The organism is Cupriavidus sp. 05N40 (assembly GCF_056397305.1).
This window is the reverse complement of sequence record NZ_JBFTND010000005.1, coordinates 15696-32497: the sequence shown is the minus strand read 5'-3', so window position 1 is coordinate 32497 and position 16802 is coordinate 15696. Positions and strand designations below refer to the sequence as shown.

Genomic DNA, 16802 nt, shown 5'->3' with positions numbered 1-16802 from the left:
TGCATCGATCAGCATGCTGATTAATAATGCAGTGTACTGAGCAAATTCCGGGCCATGCGGCGCGGGTCGTGAATCGGTTTCGGGCCTTGGCCGCGCTTCAGGTATCCAGGTCGCGCCCGCGGGTTTCCGGCACGAACAGCATGCCGATCACGAAAGCCAGTGCCGCGATCGAGACCGGATACCACAGGCCGAAGTAGACATTGCCGCTGGATACATTCATCGCCGTCACCACGAAGGAGAGCATGCCGCCCACCCAGCCGGCGCCGAGGTGGAAGGGCAGCGACAACGAGGTGTAGCGGATGCGGGCCGGGAACAGTTCCACCATGAAGGCCGCCAGCGGCCCGTACACCATGGCGAGGAACAGGATGGGGATCAGCAGCAGCAGGAACAACATCGGCCGGTTGATGGCGGCCGGGTCGGCGCGCTCCGGCCAGCCGGCCGCCACCAGGGCCTGCTTGATGGCGGCCCTGTCGAAGTCCTGCAGGACCTGGCCTCCGACCCGCAGTTCGGGCGCCGGCCGAGCGTCGTCCTGCGTGAACTCGTAGCCCACGCCGAGATCGGTCAGGTAGCCCTTGACCTTGTCGCAGGCCGACACCGGCTCGGCGAACAGGCGGAAATGGCAGTCGCCGGCGCGCAGCTGCACGGCGTTGCGCTGCTGGAACTGCTCCAGCGCCGGGTTGGCATAGTGCGTCAGTCCCTTGAAGATGGGCTGGGTGCCCAGGGCGGCCAGCAGGCAGGCGGCCATCATGATGTGCTTGCGGCCGATCCGGTCCGACAGCCAGCCGAAGAACAGGTAGCAGGGCGTGGCGACCACCAGCGCGATGCCGATCAGCATGTGTACCAGCTCCAGCGGCACATGCAGCGTCTTGTTGACGAAGAACATGGTGTAGAAATGCCCGGTGCCGAAGATGGCGCCAAGCCCGGCCGACACCACGAACAGCAACAGCACGTACTTCAGGTTCGCCCAGTTGGTGAAGCTGTCGAGGATGGGCGATTTCGAGGTGTTGTTGCCGGCCTTCATGCGCGCGAAGATCGGCGATTCGTGCAGCTTGCCGCGGATGTAGACCGACACCACCAGCATGACGAAGGACACCAGGAAGGGCAGGCGCCACCCCCATTCGCGGAACTGCGCCTCGCTCAGGAAGGTCTTGAGCAGGTACACCACCAGCAGCGAAGAGAGCAGGCCGAGCGTGGCCGTGGTCTGCAGCGAGCTGGTGTAGAGCCCGCGCTTTTCCATCGGCGAGTGCTCCGCCACGTAGGTGACCGCGCCACCCACCTCGCCGCCCAGTGCCAGGCCCTGCAGCAGCCGCAGGGACACCAGCAGGATGGTGGCGGTGATGCCGATGTGCCCGTAGGTGGGCAGCAGGCCCACGCCGACCGTGGCAATGCCCATCAGCAGGATGGTGACCAGGAAGGTGTACTTGCGCCCGATCAGGTCGCCCAGGCGGCCGAACAGCAGGGCGCCCACGGGTCGCACCAGGAAGCCCGCGCCGAAGGTGGCCAGGCTGGCGAGGAAGGCAGCGGTCTCGTTGCCGGGCGGGAAGAACAGTGCGCCGAAATAGACCGCGAGCGCGGCGTAGATGTAGAAGTCGTACCACTCCATCAAGGCCCCGAAGGAGGACGCAAGGATCACCTTGCGCTCCTCCCGGGTCATGCCTTGCGTGCGCGCGGCGGTGCCGTCGCTGGTGAGGCTTGCTGTCATGGTCGTACTCTCCGGGGGCGTCGCAGCCGTGCTGTCGTGCTTTGCTCTACACTGTCAGCATGCTGATTAATTTCGATCAGTGTACTGATCAGAATTTGTGAGTGTTATGAGGGTTAACCCCTCGCCGTCACGGTCTGGACATTCGATATCGCGGTTGCTATGCTAAAAATACTCAGCATACTGATCAATTAAGCGGAAAGCCCGTGAAAGACGCCTTCGCTGCGATGTCACAGGCCTTGCGCATGCCCGCCCCCACCACCCTCAGGAGCCGTCCCAGCATGACGAGAATCCGCAAGATCGCCCTCGAAGAACACTTCATGACGCCGGATTTCCAGGCCTATTCGAAGGGCTATCTCCAGCATATCGATGCCGCAGTCATGGCCGACCTTGCCAGGCGCCTGGCCGATTTCGACGATATCCGCATCGGCGAGATGGACCGCGCCGGCATCGATATCACCGTGCTTTCGCAGACCGGCCCGGGCGTGCAGGCCGAAGCCGACCACGCCGCCGCGGTGCGCCGCGCGCAAGAGAGCAACGATTTCCTGGCGGCGCAGATCGCGCGCCATCCCACCCGTTTCGCCGGCTTCGCCGCGCTGCCCATGCACGATCCGCGCAAGGCCGCGCAAGAGCTGGAACGCGCGGTCACGCAGCTCGGCTTCAAGGGCTCGCTGGTCAACGGCCACACGCAGGGGGTCTACTACGACGACCCCGCCTACGACGCCTTCTGGGAACGCATGCAGGCGCTCGACGTACCCATGTACCTCCACCCCACCGATGCCTACGTGGCGCCGCACGTGTACTCGGGCCATCCCGAGATGGCCGGTGCGTCCTGGGGCTGGGGCGTGGAAACCGCGGGCCATGCGCTGCGCCTGCTGTTCGGCGGCGTGTTCGACCGCTTCCCGCGCCTGAAGATCATCCTCGGCCACATGGGCGAGGGTCTGCCGTACCAGCGCTGGCGCTTCGACAGCCGCTTCGCCGTCTACTCGCACGGCATCAGGCTGGCGCGCGCGCCTTCCGAATACATCGGCAGCAATATCGTCATCACCACTTCCGGCGTGTGCTCGCCGGCCGCGCTGGCCGGCGCCATCGGCGAGATGGGCGCCGACGCCGTGCTGTTCTCGGTCGACTATCCCTACGAATCCACCGCCATCGCAGCCGATTTCATCGAGCAGGCACCGATGGACGAAGCGACCCGCCGGCTGGTCTGCCACGGCAACGCCGAGCGCCTGCTCAAGCTTTGAACACCGACTTCCCTTCCTTTTCATAACGGAGCGCCCCCGTGCAAAAGACTTTCCGGATCGGCCAGATCGTGCCGAGTTCCAACACCACGATGGAAACCGAGATCCCCGCCATGCTGACCGCGCGCCAGCTGGTGCGGCCCGAGCGGTTCACGTTTCACTCCAGCCGCATGCGCATGAAGAAGGTGGTCAAGGAGGAGCTGGCGGCGATGGATGCCGAGTCCGACCGCTGCGCGGTCGAGCTCAGCGATGCGCGCGTCGATGTGCTGGGCTATGCCTGCCTGGTGGCGATCATGGCGATGGGACACGGCTATCACCGCGTCTCGGAGAAGCGCCTGCAGGCCCATACCGCGGCCAACGGCGCCGATGCCCCGGTGATCACCAGCGCCGGCGCGCTGGTCGATGCGCTCAAGGTGATCGGCGCGAAGCGCATCGCGCTGGTGGCGCCGTACATGAAGCCGCTCACGGAACTGGTGGTGGACTACATCCGCAACGAAGGCTACGAGGTGGTGGACTGGCGCGCGCTGGAAATTCCCGACAACCTCGAAGTGGGCCGCCATGATCCCGCGAAGCTGCCGGGCATCGTCGCGCAGATGAACACGAAGGACGTGGATGCCATCGTGCTGTCCGCCTGCGTGCAGATGCCGTCGCTGCCGGCCGTGGCCAGGGTGGAAGCCATGACCGGCAAGCCGGTGATCACCGCCGCCATTGCCACCACCTACGCCATGCTCAGGTCGCTCGACCTGGAGCCGGTGGTGCCCGGCGCGGGCGCGCTGCTGTCCGGCGCGTATTGAGCGCGGGCACAGGGAGCCAAGCGATGACCAATCTTGTCTGCGGCGGCAATGTCCAAGCCAATGGCATCCGCCAGCACTACCTGCGCTACGGTGGCAGCGACGGCGCGCGCGCACGGCGCGACCCGGTGATCGTGGTGCCGGGCATCACCAGCCCGGCCATCACCTGGGGCTTTGTCGGCGAGCGCCTGGGCGAACAGTTCGATACCTACGCCCTCGACGTGCGCGGCCGCGGCCTGTCGTCCGCGGGCGATACGCTCGACTACAGCCTCGATGCGCAGGCGGCCGACCTGCTGGCCTTTGCCGAAGCACTCGGTTTGCAGCGCTACAGCGTGCTGGGCCACTCCATGGGCGCGCGCATCGGCATCCGCGCCGCGCGCAGCCGGCCGGCTGCGCTGGCGCGCCTGGTGATGGTGGACCCGCCGGTGTCCGGCCCGGGCCGCCGCGAGTATCCCGCGCAACTGGCCTGGTACGTGGATTCGATGGCGGTGGCGCGCCACGGCGTGGATGCGCACACCATGCGTCGCTTCTGCCCCACCTGGACCGAAGCGCAGCTCGCGCTGCGCGCCGAATGGCTGCACACCTGCGACGAGCGCGCGGTGCTCGCCAGCTTCCAGGGCTTCCATATCGACGATATCCACGCCGATGTGCCGCGCATCGCGGTCCCGACGCTGCTGATGACGGCGGGGCGCGGCGACGTGGTCCGCCCGGGCGATATCGCGGAGCTGCGCGCGCTGCTGCCGGCGCTGCAGACCAGCCATGTGCCCGGCGCAGGCCACATGATCCCGTGGGACGACGAGGAAGGCTTCTACGGCGCACTCGGCGATTTCCTTGGCGCCGGGCTTGGCTCCCCAAGCGCTGCCGCAGCCTGAGCCGCCCCCAACCGCAGAGAACGAACATGCCAGTCAGCGATCACGCCCTTATCCAGGCCTGGAAACAGGTCCTCACGCTGTCCCGCCTCGAAGCCGGGCAGACCGTCACCATCCTCACCAGCGCGGCCACGCATCCGCAAACGCTGTCGTGCGCGCTGGTCGCCACGCAGGCCATGGGCGCCATCGTCAACCGGCTCGACCTGCCGCCGGTCAACGGCGACAAGGCCCTGAGCCGCGATCCGCTGGCTTACCTTGGCACCACGGCGCTCACCGGCAACCGCGCCGCCATCGCCGCGCTCAAGGAGAGCGACCTGGTGCTGGACCTGATGACGCTGCTGTTCTCGCCCGAGCAGCACGACATCCTCAAGACCGGCACCAAGATACTGCTGGCCGTGGAGCCGCCCGAAGTGCTGGTGCGCATGGTGCCCACCGAGGCCGACCGCGAGCGCGTGGCCAGCGCCAACGCGCGCCTGTCGCGCGCGAGGGAGATGCATGTGACCTCCGCCGCCGGCACCGATCTGCGCTGCCCGCTCGGTGAGTTCCCCGTCATCAGCGAGTATGGTTTCGTCGATGAGCCCGGGCGCTGGGACCACTGGCCCAGCGGCTTCGTGCTGACCTGGCCCGACGAAGGCGGCGCCAGCGGCCGCATCGTGCTCGACCGCGGCGACATCCTGCTGCCGCAGAAGGGCTATGTGGCGGACCGCGTGGAGCTGACCGTGGAGAACGGCTTCGCCACGCGCATCGAGGGTGGCCTGGACGCCGAGCTGCTCAACGACTACATGGCCTCGTTCAACGATCCGCAGGCCTATGCCATCGCGCATATCGGCYGGGGCCTGCAGCCGCGCGCACGCTGGTCCACGCTCGGCCTGTATGACCGCGAGGCCTCCATCGGCATGGACGCGCGCGCCTACGAGGGCAATTTCCTGTTCTCGCTCGGCCCCAACAACGAAGCCGGCGGCAGCCGCACCACCGCCTGCCATATCGATATCCCGCTGCGCCATTGCACCGTGCGCCTGGACGGCGAGGAAGTGGTCAGGCAAGGCAAGGTATTGGACGGATGGACATCGCAATGACCGCAATGACTGTAATGACTGCAAGCACCACCGCGCACAGCGAACTCCCCACCTACGCGCGCCAGGGCTTCGGCACGCAACTGCCGTTGCAGGCGCCCGTGGGCCTGCTGATCGTCGACTTCGTCAACGGCTTTGCCGATCCGGCCGTGTTCGGCGGCGGCAACATCGCTGCGGCGATCGCCAATACGGTGCCGCTGCTGGCGGCGGCGCGCGCGCAGGGCTGGGCCGTGGCGCACAGCCGCATCGTCTTTGCCGACGACGACGGCGACCACAATATCTTCACGCTCAAGGTGCCCGGCATGCTCACGCTCAAGGAGCATGCGCCGGCCAGCGCCATCGTGCCGCAGCTCGCGCCGCGCGCGGGCGAGCTGGTGGTGCGCAAGACCGTGCCGTCCGCCTTCTTCGGCACCGGGCTGGCGGCGTGGCTGACGCAGCGCGGCGTGCGCACCTTGCTGGTGGCCGGCGCGGTGACCAGCGGCTGCGTGCGCGCCAGCGTGGTGGATGCCATGTCGCACGGCTTCCGTCCGCTGGTGGTGTCGGATTGCGTGGGCGACCGCGCCCTGCAGCCGCACGAGGCCAACCTGTTCGATATGGAGCAGAAGTACGCGGCAGTGATGCCGCGCGAACAGGCGCTGGCCGCACTGGCCGCGCTGTGAGCGGCGGCGGGATCGGCTGAAGTCCCGATTGACGCGTGCCGCACGCTTCGCCAATCTGGCGATAAGTTCAGTGCACTGAATATGTGCGCTGCGGGGCGTACGGAAATTGCTTTGGAGGCCTCCTTTGGAGGCCGCATCAGGCTTCTTCCGGTTTCCCGGCCTGGTCGCGATCCACGAACCCCACAAACAGCCCCGGCGGCCACCCAGGCGGCAATGCCGGACTGAATAATGTATGGACAAAGACGACATGGACAAGCAAGGAGCGCACGCCAGCCAGGGCGGCGGCGGTGATCACAGCGATCACGGCGATCACGGTGGCCGCGGCGGGCAAGGCGTCGGCGCGCGCGTGGCGCGCAAGGAAGATGCGCGCCACCTGCACGGCAAGGGCCGCTTCGTGGCCGATATCGCCATGCCGGGCCTGCAGGAAGTGGCCTTCCTGCGCAGCCCGATGGCGCATGCGCGCCTGCTCTCGGTGCGCAAGCCGCAGGGCATGGAGGCATCCGTGATCGTGCGCGAAGACATGCAGGGCGCGCGCGATATCGTGGCGGACTCTGCTTTCCCGTCGTACCAGCCCTCCGCGCAGCCGCCGCTGGCGGCCGGCAAGGTGCGCTTCGTCGGCGAGCCGGTGGCGATGGCCTTCGCGCCCACGCGCGCCGAGGCCGAGGACATCGCCGAGGCCATCGTCGCCGAGCTGGACGAACTGCCGGCGCTGACCGACGTGGAAGGCGCCCGCCAGGCCAGCGCCACCGCGCGCGTGCACGAACACTGGAAGGACAACCACTTCCTCACCCTCAGCGCCGACAAGAACTTCGACGCGCTGAGCCGCACCGCCACGGTGGTGGTCAGCCGCAAGATCGACCTGGCGCGCCAGTGCATGGTGCCGATGGAAGGCAAGGCCGTGCTGGCCTACTGGGACCACCAGTTCGACCAGCTCATCGTCTACAGCGCCACCCAGGTGCCGCACATGATCCGCACCGTGCTGAGCCATTGCCTCGGGCTCGAGCAGGAAAAGGTGCGCGTGATCTCGCCCGACGTGGGTGGCGCCTTCGGCTACAAGTGCGTGTTGCAGCAGGAAGAGCTGTGCATCGCCTGGCTGGCCATGACCTACCGCAAGCCCTTCCGCTTTATCGAGGACCGCCGCGAGCACCTGACCGCCGGCGCCAACTCGCGCGAGCACCACTACGAGGTGACCGCCTATGCCGATGCGCGCGGCCGCCTGCTGGCGCTGGACGCGAAGATCGCCATCGACGGCGGTGCCTACTCGGTATGGCCCTTCACCATCGGCCTCGAGCCCGGCCAGGCCATCGGCAACCTGCCCGGGCCCTATGCCTTCGACGGCTACCGCTGCATCACCGAGTGCGTCGCCACCAACAAGCCGGGCTTCGTGCCCTACCGCGGCGTGGCGCGCACCGGCGTGTGCTTTGCCATGGAGCTGCTGATGGATGCGCTGGCGCGCGAGGTCGGGCGCGAGCCGTGGGAGATCCGCTGCGAGAACCTGGTGCAGCCCGAGGCCATGCCCTACGTCAACGTCACCAACAAGCACTTCGACGGCGGCGACTACCCGGCCAGCGTGCGCAAGGCCGCGGAAATGATCGGCCTGGCGCGCGTGCGCGAGCGCCAGCGTGCCGGCCCTGACGGCGCGCGCTACCTGGGCGTGGGCTTCGGCACCTACACCGAGCAATCGGCGCACGGCACCTCGGTGTTCGCCGCCTGGGGCACGCCGGTGATTCCGGGCTTTGACTCCGCCACCGTGCGTATCACGCCCGATGGCGGCCTGGAAGTGCGCGTGGGCGTGCATTCGCACGGGCAGGGCATGGAGACCACCTTCGCCCAGATCGCGCACGAGATCCTCGGCATCGACGTGGCGCGGGTCAAGGTGGTGCACGGCGACACCGGCATCACGCCGTTTTCCACCGGCACCTACGCTTCGCGCTCGCTGGTGATGTCGGGCGGCGCGGTCTCGCGCGCCTGCAAGGCGCTGGTGCCGCGCCTGCTCAAGATCGGCGCGCACATGCTGCAGCAGCCCGAGCACGAGGCGGCGCTCGGCAGCGGGGCGGTGAAGGCCGGCGATGCGGCCGTGGCCATCGCCGAGATCGCCAATGCCTGGTACATCAACCCCCAGCGGCTGCCCGCGGATGTGGACCCCGCCGGGCTGGAAACCACCATGGGCTACAAGCCCGGGGTGGATACCGGCAGCTTCACCTACTCCACGCACGCCGCGCTGGTCGAGGTCGACATCGACTCCGGCCACGTGGAGATCCTGGACTACGTGGTGGTGGAAGACTGCGGCACCATGGTCAACCCGATGGTGGTGGAAGGGCAGACCTACGGCGGCGTGGCGCAGGGCATCGGCACCGCGATGTTCGAGGAGATGCGCTACGACGGCAACGGCCAGCCGCTGGCCTCCACGCTGGCCGACTACATGCTGCCCGGGCCCACCGAGATCCCGTCGATCCGCATCCATCATTTCGAGACGCCGTCGCCGCACACCGAGTTCGGCGCCAAGGGCATGGGCGAGGGCGGTGCCATCGCGCCGCCGGCCGCCATCTTCAACGCGGTCAACGATGCCCTTGGCCAGTTCGGCGTGGAGCTGCTGGAAACGCCGCTCACGCCGCGCAAGGTGCTCGAAGCGCTGGCGCGCGCGGAGCAGCAGGCGCCGCGCAGAACCGCGCCATCTCCGCAACCCGTGCCGGCGAGGGAGGCGGCCTGACCATGAAAGCAGCTGCATTCACCTATCACGCGGCCCCCACGCTGGCCGCCACCTGCGMCGAACTGGCGCAGCGCACCGACAACGCCAAGGTCATGGGCGGAGGCCAGTCGCTGGGCCCCATGCTCAACCTGCGCCTGACCCGGCCCGACACCATCTATGACCTGTCGAAGCTCGAAGAGCTGCGCACGGTCGGGCCGCAGGGCCAGCGTGTGCGTATCGGCGCGGCGGTCACGCACGCGCAGATCGAGGACGGCGTCTTCGCCGAGCTGCGCGGCGCCATGCTGCAGTCCGTGGCGCGCGGCATCGCCTACCGCGCCATCCGCAACCGCGGCACCATCGGCGGCAGCCTTGCCCATGCCGATCCCGCCGCCGACTGGGTGGTGGCGCTGACCGCGCTGGGCGCCGATATCGAGCTGGCCAGCGCGGCCGGCACACGCATGGTGCCGATGACGCAGTTCATGCTGGGCGCCTACACCACCGCGCTTGGCGAGGGCGAGGTCATCGCCGCCGTGCACGTGCCGCGCCAGGGCGATGGCGCGCGCTGGGGATACCACAAGCTGTGCCGCAAGACCGGCGAGTTCGCCGAAGCCAGCTGCGCCGCGTATTTCGATCCTTCCGCGCGCTTCGCCCGCATCGTGCTCGGCGCGCTCGACGGCGCGCCCGCGCTGCTGCCCGGGCTGGCGCGCGAGGTCGCCACGCGCGGTCCAGCCGCGCTGGACGCGCAGGCCATCGCTGCCGCCGTGGCCCAGGCCACGCCAGGCAAGGACGCGATCGACCGCAAGCTCTACTGCACCGCGGCGACGCGCTGCATCGAACAACTTTTCAACTGAGGGCCGCAGTGGAAACCATTGCACTGACCATCAACGGCCGCGCCGCCAGCGGTGCCTGCGCGCACCGTACCCACCTGGGCGACTTCCTGCGCGACGGCCAGGGCCTTACCGGCACCCACCTCGGCTGCGAGCACGGCGTGTGCGGCGCGTGCACCGTGCTGGTGGACGACAAGCCGGTGCGTTCCTGCATCACCTTCGCCGCCGGCTGCGCCGGCAGCAAGGTGGTGACCATCGAAGGCTATGACGAAGATCCCGTGATGCGCGAACTGCGCGTGGCCTTCAACCAGCATCACGCGCTGCAATGCGGCTACTGCACGCCCGGCATGCTGGCCACCGCGCGCGATATCGTGCTGCGCCTGCCGCATGCCGACGAGGCCACCATCCGCCACGAGCTGTCCGGCAACCTGTGCCGCTGCACCGGCTACATGGGCATCGTGGCCGCGATCCGTTCCGTGCTGGCGCAGCGGCAGCCACCCGCCGCGGCAAACGCAGCGCAGGCGGCACCAGGGGGCACGCCCCGCGGCTTCGCCTGTTTCACGCCGGACGCCGATGGCGCCGCGGTCGCCGCGGGTGCGGCCCCGGCCCCGGAAGAGTCGGGGCGCAGTGCCGACAAGAAGGGCTGGTCGCGCATCGACGGCGGCTTCAAGGTGCCGTTCCCGGTCGACGACGTATGGCGCTTCATGGCGGACTTGCCGGCCGTGGCGAGCTGCCTGCCTGGCGCCGCGCTGACCGAGCAGGACGGCGAGCGCGTCAAGGGCCATGTGGCCATCAAGTTCGGCCCCATGGCCGCGCGCTTCAACGGCGCCGCGCGGCTGGAGCGCGACGAGCAGAACCGGCGCGGGGTGCTCAAGGGCGCCGGCCAGGACTCGCTGAGCAACTCCAAGGCGGCCGGCGACATCACCTACGTGCTCAAGGCCGTCTCGCCGGCCGAGACCGAGGTGCTGATCGACCTGCAGTACTCCCTGCAGGGCCCGCTCGCGCAGTTTTCCCGCTCGGGCCTGGTGCGCGATTTCGTGCGGCGCATGATGGCGGACTTCGGCAAGAACGTCACCCGCAGGATGGATCCGTCGCTCTCGGAGAGCGAGCGGAGCAAGGCGGCGACCATGAACCCGGTGGCCATGATGCTCGGCGTGATGTGGGAACGCGTGAAGCGCCTGTTCGGCGCGGGCGGGGATTGAGGCGGGCGGCCGCGCCGGCGCGGCCGGCCAAGGCAAAAAGCCCAATGCAAAAAGCCCGTACGGGGTGAACCGTACGGGCTTTGGGAATCTGGTTGCGGGGGCAGGACTTGAACCTGCGACCTTCGGGTTATGAGCCCGACGAGCTGCCAACTGCTCCACCCCGCGAAACGAAATATACCCGGATCGGGGCGTAATGGAAAGTCCTCATTGGATTTTCTTTTTTCGTCGCAGGTGGGAGTGGGGCGTGAATTCAGCCGTTCCAGCGCGCAAAGATCCCGAAACGCCCGGCATCTGCGCGGTACGAAGTGGGAAAAACCGCATTCGCGGTCAACGTCGAGGCGTGCGGGGAAGCGCCCGGCCGCTGCTGCGCAGGCAAAATGCCGCCGGCTCAGGGGCCGCAAGGCGCTCACAAGAGGCACCAAGCGGCCATAGGCGGCCACAAGCGGCCACAAAGGATCGCAGGATCCCCACTCGCGCAGGGAACGCAGACTTAGCCGGTGCTGCCGTCCGCCTTCTGTACGGGCGCCAGCGTGAACCGGGCCGACAGGTCGGCTTCCCCGCTGAGCGGATCCTGGGGTTGGACGATGCCCTTGGTGCTGAGCTTGGTCAGCGTGCGCGCGGCCTGGATCGGGCTTACGCCCGCGGCCTTGGCGACCTGATATGCATCCATCGGGGTGCCCGTTTTCTGCAGGGCGTCGATTACTGCCTGTCGGGTGTCGTGATTGTTGTTCATTTCCGGGCGCGGGTTGGATTTGCTCAGACTAGACGGACTGAGGCGCGCGCGCAAGCCCGGGTTCTCGCCAATCCCGCCGGTGCCGTCGCTGTTTTATGCCGGCCTGCGCGGCTGCGCGCCGCGCGGCGCGGTTGCGCCGCCGGCCCGGCACGTCAGAATAGAGGGTCTGACGCAAGATGCACCACAAGCACAATGACGCAAACTCTCCTGCTGATCGACGGCCTGAACATCCTGCGCCGCGTCTACGAGGCCAACCCGGCGCAAGACATCCCGGCCAAGGTCGAGGGCGCCGTGATCTCGGCGCTGGCCTCGTTCCGGCGCGCGCTCACCGAGTGCCGCACCACGCATGCGCTGGCTGCCTTCGACGCCGGCGGCAAGACCTGGCGCCACGATCTGTACCCGCAGTACCGCCAGCACCGCAAGCCCATGGATCCCGAACTGGCCGAGGTGATTCCCGATTTCCGCCTGACGCTGACCGAGGTGCTGGGCCTGCAGACCGTCGCCATCGACGGCTACGAGGCCGACGACATCATCGGCACCGCCTACTACCGCTGGATTGCCGCCAAGGACGGCGCGGCGATTCCCGTGAGCACCGACAAGGACGTGCTCCAGCTCATCGCCGACGGCGCCGTCGTGCGCAACCACTTCGCCACCGCGAAGAACGGCGAGCGGTCCTGGTTCGACGAGACCTACGTGATGGACAAGTTCGGCGTGGCCAGCCACCAGCTGGCGGACTATCTTGCCCTGCTGGGTGACAGTTCGGACGATATCCCCGGCATCAGCAAGATCGGCGCCAAGACCGCCGCCCGGCTCCTGGTGCAGTACGGCGACCTCGAAGGCGTGCTTGCCAACGCGGGCGAGGAGAAGGGCGTGATCGGCAAGAACCTGGCGGAACAGGCCCATCTCGCGCGCCTGTCGCGCCAGTTGCTTTCGCTCAGGACCGATGCGCAGCTCGGGCTCACATGGAACATGCTGCGGCTGCCCGAGCAGGCCTAGCGGCGATGCCGCGACGTGGCTCCCGCATGCCCTGCGCACGCCTTGCGCATGCCGTGCCCGCGGCCTCGCCTAGTCGAGCGCGGGCAGCATCTTGGCCGGGTTGAGCAGGTTCTTGGGGTCGAGCGCGCGCTTGACCTGCCACATCAGCTCCAGCTCCACCGGCGACTTGTAGCGCTTCAGGTCGTCGCGCTTGGCCACGCCGATGCCGTGCTCGGCGGAGATCGAGCCATGTTCGGCGTGCGCCAGCGAGTCCACCGCCTCGGTGATGGGCGCATACCACCGGCCAAGGAAATCCGCCGCACTGGTGTCCCTGGGCCGCAGCGGGTTGAAGTGCACGTTGCCGTCGCCCATATGGCCGTAGATCACCATGCGCGCGGCCGGCTCGAGCGCCAGCACCCTGGCCGACGCCTCGCCGATAAAGGCGGCGATGCGCGACAGCGGCACCGAGACATCGCACTTGATGCTGCCGCCGGTGCGGGTCTGCGCGTCCGAGATTTCCTCGCGGATGCGCCAGAAGGACTGCGCATCCGCCACGCTGGCGGCCACTGCCGCGTCCTGCACCAGTTGCTGCTCCAGCCCGGCTTCCAGGATTTCCATCAGGGTGGCATCCAGGCTTTCGCTGCTGCCGCCGGAGGTCAGCTCGATCAGGACCATCCAGGCCGGTTGGCCGGACAGCGGCGAGGCCACGTCGCCCAGGTATTCCAGCACCAGCTCGAGCGCCGGCGCGGAGATCAGCTCGAAGGCGGTGACAGCCTGGCCGCCATGCTGCTTGGCCAGGCCCAGCAGCCGCACCGCGGCCTCCGGGTCCGTCACCGCCACCAGGGCCACGGCGCTGGCGCGCGGCAGCGGCATCAGCTTGAGCACGGCGGCCGTGATGATGCCGAGGGTGCCTTCCGAGCCGATGAAAAGCTGCTTGAGGTCGTAGCCGGTATTGTCCTTGCGCAGCCCGCGCAGGGACGAATAGATGCGGCCATCGGGCAGCACCGCCTCGATGCCCAGCACCAGGTCGCGCATATTGCCGTAGCGCAGCACGGCGGTGCCGCCCGCGTTGGTGGCCAGGTTGCCGCCGATCTGGCACGAGCCCTCGGAGCCGATGCGCAGCGGAAACAGGCGTTGTTCCTGCTCGGCGGTGGTGCGCGCCGCGTTGAGCGTCACGCCGGCCTGCACGGTCATGGTGTCGTTGACGGTGTCCACCGCCAGCACGCGGTTCATGCGCGCCAGGCTGAGCACCACGGCGCTGCCGCTGGCGTCCGGCACCGCGCCGCCCATCAGCGAGGTGTTGCCGCCCTGCGGCACCACCGGCACGTCGTGCGCGTGGCACCACGCCATCACCGCGCTGACCTGCTCGGTGGTGGAGGGCAGCACGACCACCTGGGCCTTGCCGCGATAGAGGCGGCGGTAGTCCGTGACGAAGGCTTCGGTGTCGGCGTCGCCGCTGAGGCAGGCGCCGGCGCCGACGATGGCGCGCATGGCTTCGAGCGTGGTTGCGGGGCTGTGGTCGGGGGTGGTGGCAGGCATGTCGGTGTGTGGCGTGGCCAGGAGGGCAGGCGCGGCGCGCGCGCGGGTGTCGCGCGCGGCCGGGCGCTCAGGAGAGCGGAGAGCGGAGGTTGAGCGGGAAATGAGCCGGTTGGCGGGCGGCGTTCAGTAGGCTGCCGAAGGGCCGGCGGCCGGCGCCGCGGCGGAACCGATGAATTCCGCGGCCAGGCGGCGCGCCGCGCCGGCATAGAGCATCACGTCCACGCCGGTGGCCACGAAGGTGCAGCCCAGCTCCAGGTAGCGCCGGGCCAGGCTGGTGTCGGAGGTCAGCGTGCCGGCGGCCTTGCCACTGGCGACGATGGTGCGCATGGCGCCCTCGATGGCGGCCTGCACCTCGGGATGGCCCGGGTTGCCGCGGTGGCCCATCGACGCGGCCAGGTCGGCCGGGCCGATGAACACGCCGTCCACGCCGTCCACCGCGCAGATGGCTGGCAGGTTCTTCAGCGCGGTCACGGTCTCGGCCTGCACCAGCAGGCAGATCTCATCGTCGGCCACCGCCAGGTAGTCGGTGCGCGCGCTCCAGCGCGAGGCCCGGGCGATCGCGCTGCCCACGCCGCGCACGCCCTGCGGCGGATAACGCGTGGCAGCCACCATGGCGGCCGCCTGCTCGGCGGTATCCACCATCGGCACCAGCAGGCTCTTGGCGCCGATATCGAGCAACTGCTTGATCAGCGGCACTTCGCCCGCCACCGCGCGCACCACGGGCTGGGAGGGATAGGGCGCGATCGCCTGCAGCGCATGCAGCATGTCGCCCAGCTCGTTGGGCGCGTGCTCGCCGTCGACCAGCAGCCAGTCGAAGCCGGCCGTGGCCGAGACTTCGGCCAGGTAGGGCGATGCCATCGACAGCCACAGGCCGATCTGGGGCTTGCCGGCCGCGAGCGCGGCCTTGAAGGGGTTGTTTGCGGGCATGATGTTCCGGATGGTGTTGGTCGGGTTGCGGCGGTGGGTGGCCTGAAGTTTAGCGCGCCTCTCAGCCCAACTGGCCCTGGCAGATGTATTTGGTGTGCATGTAGTCATCCAGCCCGTGGCGCGATCCCTCGCGGCCGTAGCCCGATTCCTTCACGCCGCCGAACGGCGCCGCCTCGGAGGCAATGGCGCCTTCGTTGACGCCGACGATGCCGGTCTCCAGCGCCTGCGCCACGCGCCAGATGCGGCGCACGTCGCTGGAGTAGAAGTAGGCCGCCAGGCCGAACGGCGTGTCGTTGGCGTCGCGCACCACTTCGTCTTCGTGCGTGAAGCGGAACACGGCGGCCACCGGGCCGAAGGTCTCCTCGCTGGACAGGGCCATGTGCGGGGTGGCGTGGGTGAGCACGGTGGGCGCGTAGTAGTGCGGGCCGTCGTTGCGGCGCACGCGTTCGCCGCCGACCACCAGGCGCGCGCCCTTGGCGACGGCGTCTTCCACGTGGCGGGCGATCTTCTCCACCGCGCGGGCATTGATCATGGGGCCGATCTGGGCCGCTTCCTCGGTGGCCGGGCCCACGTGCAGCGCCGCCACGCGCAGCGCCAGCCGCTCGACGAAATCGTCGTGCACGCCGGCCTGCACGTAGACCCGGTTCGGACACACGCAGGTCTGGCCGCCGTTGCGGAACTTGGACGCCATCAGGCCGTCGACCGCGGCATCGAGGTCGGCATCGTCGAACACGATAAAGGGCGCGTTGCCGCCCAGCTCCAGCGAGAGCTTCTTGAGCGTGCCGGCGGATTCGCGCGCGAGGTGCTTGCCTACCGGCGTGGAGCCGGTGAAGGTGATCTTGCGCACGCGGCTGTCGGCCAGCCAGCTGTCCACCACCGCCGGCGTGCCTTCGCGCGAGGCGGTGACGATATTCAGCACGCCCGCGGGGAAGCCCGCCAGCTCGGCCAGGTAGACCAGCGCCAGCGCGGTCAGCGGCGTGTCCTCCGCCGGCTTGGCCACCACCGTGCAGCCGGCGGCCAGCGCCGGCGCGATCTTGCGCGCGATCATGGCCAGCGGGAAATTCCACGGCGTGATCGCCGCCACCACGCCGACCGGCTCCCTGAGCACCAGCATCTTGCGCCCGGGCACGGCCTCGGCCACGATCTCGCCGCTGATGCGGGTGGCTTCCTCCGCAAACCACTCCACATAGGACGCGCCATACAGCACTTCGCCGCGGCTCTCCTGCAGAGGCTTGCCTTGCTCACTGGAGATGATGCTTGCCAGGTCGTCGCGGTGCTCGAGGATCAGCGCGTGCCAGCGCTTGATCAGTTGCGCCCGCTCGCGCGCCGGGCGGCGGCTCCAGGCCGGGAAGGCGGCATGCGCGGCATCGGCGGCGCGCGCCGCGTCGGCGGCGGTGCTGTCGGGCACGCAGGCGAAGGCGGCGCCGGTGGCCGGGTTACGGACGTCGAAGCGCTGGCCGGCATCGCTGGCGCACCATGCGCCCTGGATGAAGTTGCCGGTGCGCAGCAGCGCGGGATAGGACAGGGGAAGCGAGGTCATGGGCTTGCCGGGATTCAGGGGTTGTTCGGGTTTGGCGC

At 68.8% G+C, this 16802-nt stretch carries 14 protein-coding genes and 1 tRNA gene; 9 read left to right on the top strand and 6 right to left on the bottom strand.

All coding sequences use genetic code 11. The features are described 5' to 3' along the window. Positions 1-97: 97 nt before the first annotated feature. Positions 98-1702 carry an MFS transporter gene (locus tag AC1DO7_RS02375; RefSeq protein ID WP_441620522.1) on the bottom strand — a complete coding sequence of 535 codons (1605 nt, stop codon included), beginning with the start codon at positions 1700-1702 and terminating at the stop codon, positions 98-100. A 278-nt stretch (positions 1703-1980) separates the two neighbouring features. Here AC1DO7_RS02375 and AC1DO7_RS02370 point away from each other — a divergent pair, with 278 nt between their 5' ends. The 8 genes from AC1DO7_RS02370 (at position 1981) to AC1DO7_RS02335 (ending at position 11050) form a co-directional block, all read left to right on the top strand. After that, positions 1981-2943: an amidohydrolase family protein gene (locus AC1DO7_RS02370; RefSeq protein WP_441643365.1), complete on the top strand. Its 963-nt coding sequence runs from the start codon at positions 1981-1983 to the stop codon at positions 2941-2943. Between the two features lie 38 nt (positions 2944-2981). After that, positions 2982-3734: a maleate cis-trans isomerase family protein gene (locus tag AC1DO7_RS02365; protein ID WP_441620518.1), complete on the top strand. Its 753-nt coding sequence runs from the start codon at positions 2982-2984 to the stop codon at positions 3732-3734. Positions 3735-3757: 23 nt separating this feature from the next. Continuing rightward, positions 3758-4603 carry an alpha/beta fold hydrolase gene (locus tag AC1DO7_RS02360; protein WP_441620517.1) on the top strand — a complete coding sequence of 282 codons (846 nt, stop codon included), beginning with the start codon at positions 3758-3760 and terminating at the stop codon, positions 4601-4603. A gap of 26 nt (positions 4604-4629) precedes the next feature. Then, positions 4630-5676, top strand: coding sequence for a 2,5-dihydroxypyridine 5,6-dioxygenase NicX family protein (locus tag AC1DO7_RS02355; protein WP_477115750.1), 1047 nt, complete (start codon positions 4630-4632; stop codon positions 5674-5676). A gap of 14 nt (positions 5677-5690) precedes the next feature. After that, a complete protein-coding gene (locus tag AC1DO7_RS02350; RefSeq protein ID WP_441620648.1) occupies positions 5691-6332 on the top strand; it encodes an isochorismatase family protein in 642 nt (213 codons plus the stop codon). A gap of 247 nt (positions 6333-6579) precedes the next feature. Then, on the top strand, positions 6580-9042 hold the full coding sequence (locus tag AC1DO7_RS02345) for a xanthine dehydrogenase family protein molybdopterin-binding subunit (protein ID WP_441620513.1): 2463 nt from the start codon (positions 6580-6582) through the stop codon (positions 9040-9042). 2 nt (positions 9043-9044) lie between these two features. Next, entirely contained in the window at positions 9045-9872 is an 828-nt protein-coding gene (locus AC1DO7_RS02340; protein ID WP_477115749.1) for an FAD binding domain-containing protein, read from the top strand. A gap of 8 nt (positions 9873-9880) precedes the next feature. Further along, positions 9881-11050, top strand: coding sequence for a xanthine dehydrogenase family Fe-S subunit (locus tag AC1DO7_RS02335; protein WP_441620509.1), 1170 nt, complete (start codon positions 9881-9883; stop codon positions 11048-11050). A gap of 89 nt (positions 11051-11139) precedes the next feature. On the opposite strand, the gene AC1DO7_RS02330 is transcribed toward AC1DO7_RS02335, so the two are convergent. Continuing rightward, positions 11140-11215: transfer RNA gene (locus tag AC1DO7_RS02330), tRNA-Met, on the bottom strand. Between the two features lie 325 nt (positions 11216-11540). Beyond that, a complete protein-coding gene (locus AC1DO7_RS02325) occupies positions 11541-11783 on the bottom strand; it encodes a hypothetical protein (protein ID WP_441620507.1) in 243 nt (80 codons plus the stop codon). A 192-nt stretch (positions 11784-11975) separates the two neighbouring features. On the opposite strand from AC1DO7_RS02325, the gene AC1DO7_RS02320 reads away from it, so the two are divergent. Then, on the top strand, positions 11976-12779 hold the full coding sequence (locus AC1DO7_RS02320) for a 5'-3' exonuclease (RefSeq protein WP_441620505.1): 804 nt from the start codon (positions 11976-11978) through the stop codon (positions 12777-12779). 69 nt (positions 12780-12848) lie between these two features. Here AC1DO7_RS02320 and AC1DO7_RS02315 read toward each other — a convergent pair whose 3' ends face one another. The 3 genes from AC1DO7_RS02315 to AC1DO7_RS02305 all read right to left on the bottom strand — a co-directional run bounded on the left by AC1DO7_RS02315 (position 12849) and on the right by AC1DO7_RS02305 (position 16764). Beyond that, positions 12849-14297, bottom strand: coding sequence for an FAD-binding oxidoreductase (locus AC1DO7_RS02315; protein WP_441620504.1), 1449 nt, complete (start codon positions 14295-14297; stop codon positions 12849-12851). Between the two features lie 123 nt (positions 14298-14420). Continuing rightward, positions 14421-15224, bottom strand: a complete 804-nt coding sequence (gene hpaI, locus AC1DO7_RS02310; protein WP_441620502.1) for a 4-hydroxy-2-oxoheptanedioate aldolase — start codon at positions 15222-15224, stop codon at positions 14421-14423. Positions 15225-15285: 61 nt separating this feature from the next. Then, a complete protein-coding gene (locus AC1DO7_RS02305; RefSeq protein WP_441620500.1) occupies positions 15286-16764 on the bottom strand; it encodes an NAD-dependent succinate-semialdehyde dehydrogenase in 1479 nt (492 codons plus the stop codon). Between the last annotated feature and the right edge of the window lie 38 nt (positions 16765-16802).

Excerpts from the sequence above, each read along its gene's own strand:
- AC1DO7_RS02325 (WP_441620507.1), bottom strand. The coding sequence starts at position 11,783 with ATGAACAACAATCACGACACCCGACAGGCAGTAATCGACGCCCTGCAG.
- AC1DO7_RS02375 (WP_441620522.1), bottom strand. The coding sequence starts at position 1,702 with ATGACAGCAAGCCTCACCAGCGACGGCACCGCCGCGCGCACGCAAGGC.
- AC1DO7_RS02350 (WP_441620648.1), top strand. The coding sequence starts at position 5,691 with ATGACTGCAAGCACCACCGCGCACAGCGAACTCCCCACCTACGCGCGC.
- AC1DO7_RS02370 (WP_441643365.1), top strand. The coding sequence starts at position 1,981 with ATGACGAGAATCCGCAAGATCGCCCTCGAAGAACACTTCATGACGCCG.
- AC1DO7_RS02345 (WP_441620513.1), top strand. The coding sequence starts at position 6,580 with ATGGACAAGCAAGGAGCGCACGCCAGCCAGGGCGGCGGCGGTGATCAC.
- AC1DO7_RS02320 (WP_441620505.1), top strand. The coding sequence starts at position 11,976 with ATGACGCAAACTCTCCTGCTGATCGACGGCCTGAACATCCTGCGCCGC.
- AC1DO7_RS02360 (WP_441620517.1), top strand. The coding sequence starts at position 3,758 with ATGACCAATCTTGTCTGCGGCGGCAATGTCCAAGCCAATGGCATCCGC.
- AC1DO7_RS02315 (WP_441620504.1), bottom strand. The coding sequence starts at position 14,297 with ATGCCTGCCACCACCCCCGACCACAGCCCCGCAACCACGCTCGAAGCC.
- AC1DO7_RS02305 (WP_441620500.1), bottom strand. The coding sequence starts at position 16,764 with ATGACCTCGCTTCCCCTGTCCTATCCCGCGCTGCTGCGCACCGGCAAC.
- hpaI (WP_441620502.1), bottom strand. The coding sequence starts at position 15,224 with ATGCCCGCAAACAACCCCTTCAAGGCCGCGCTCGCGGCCGGCAAGCCC.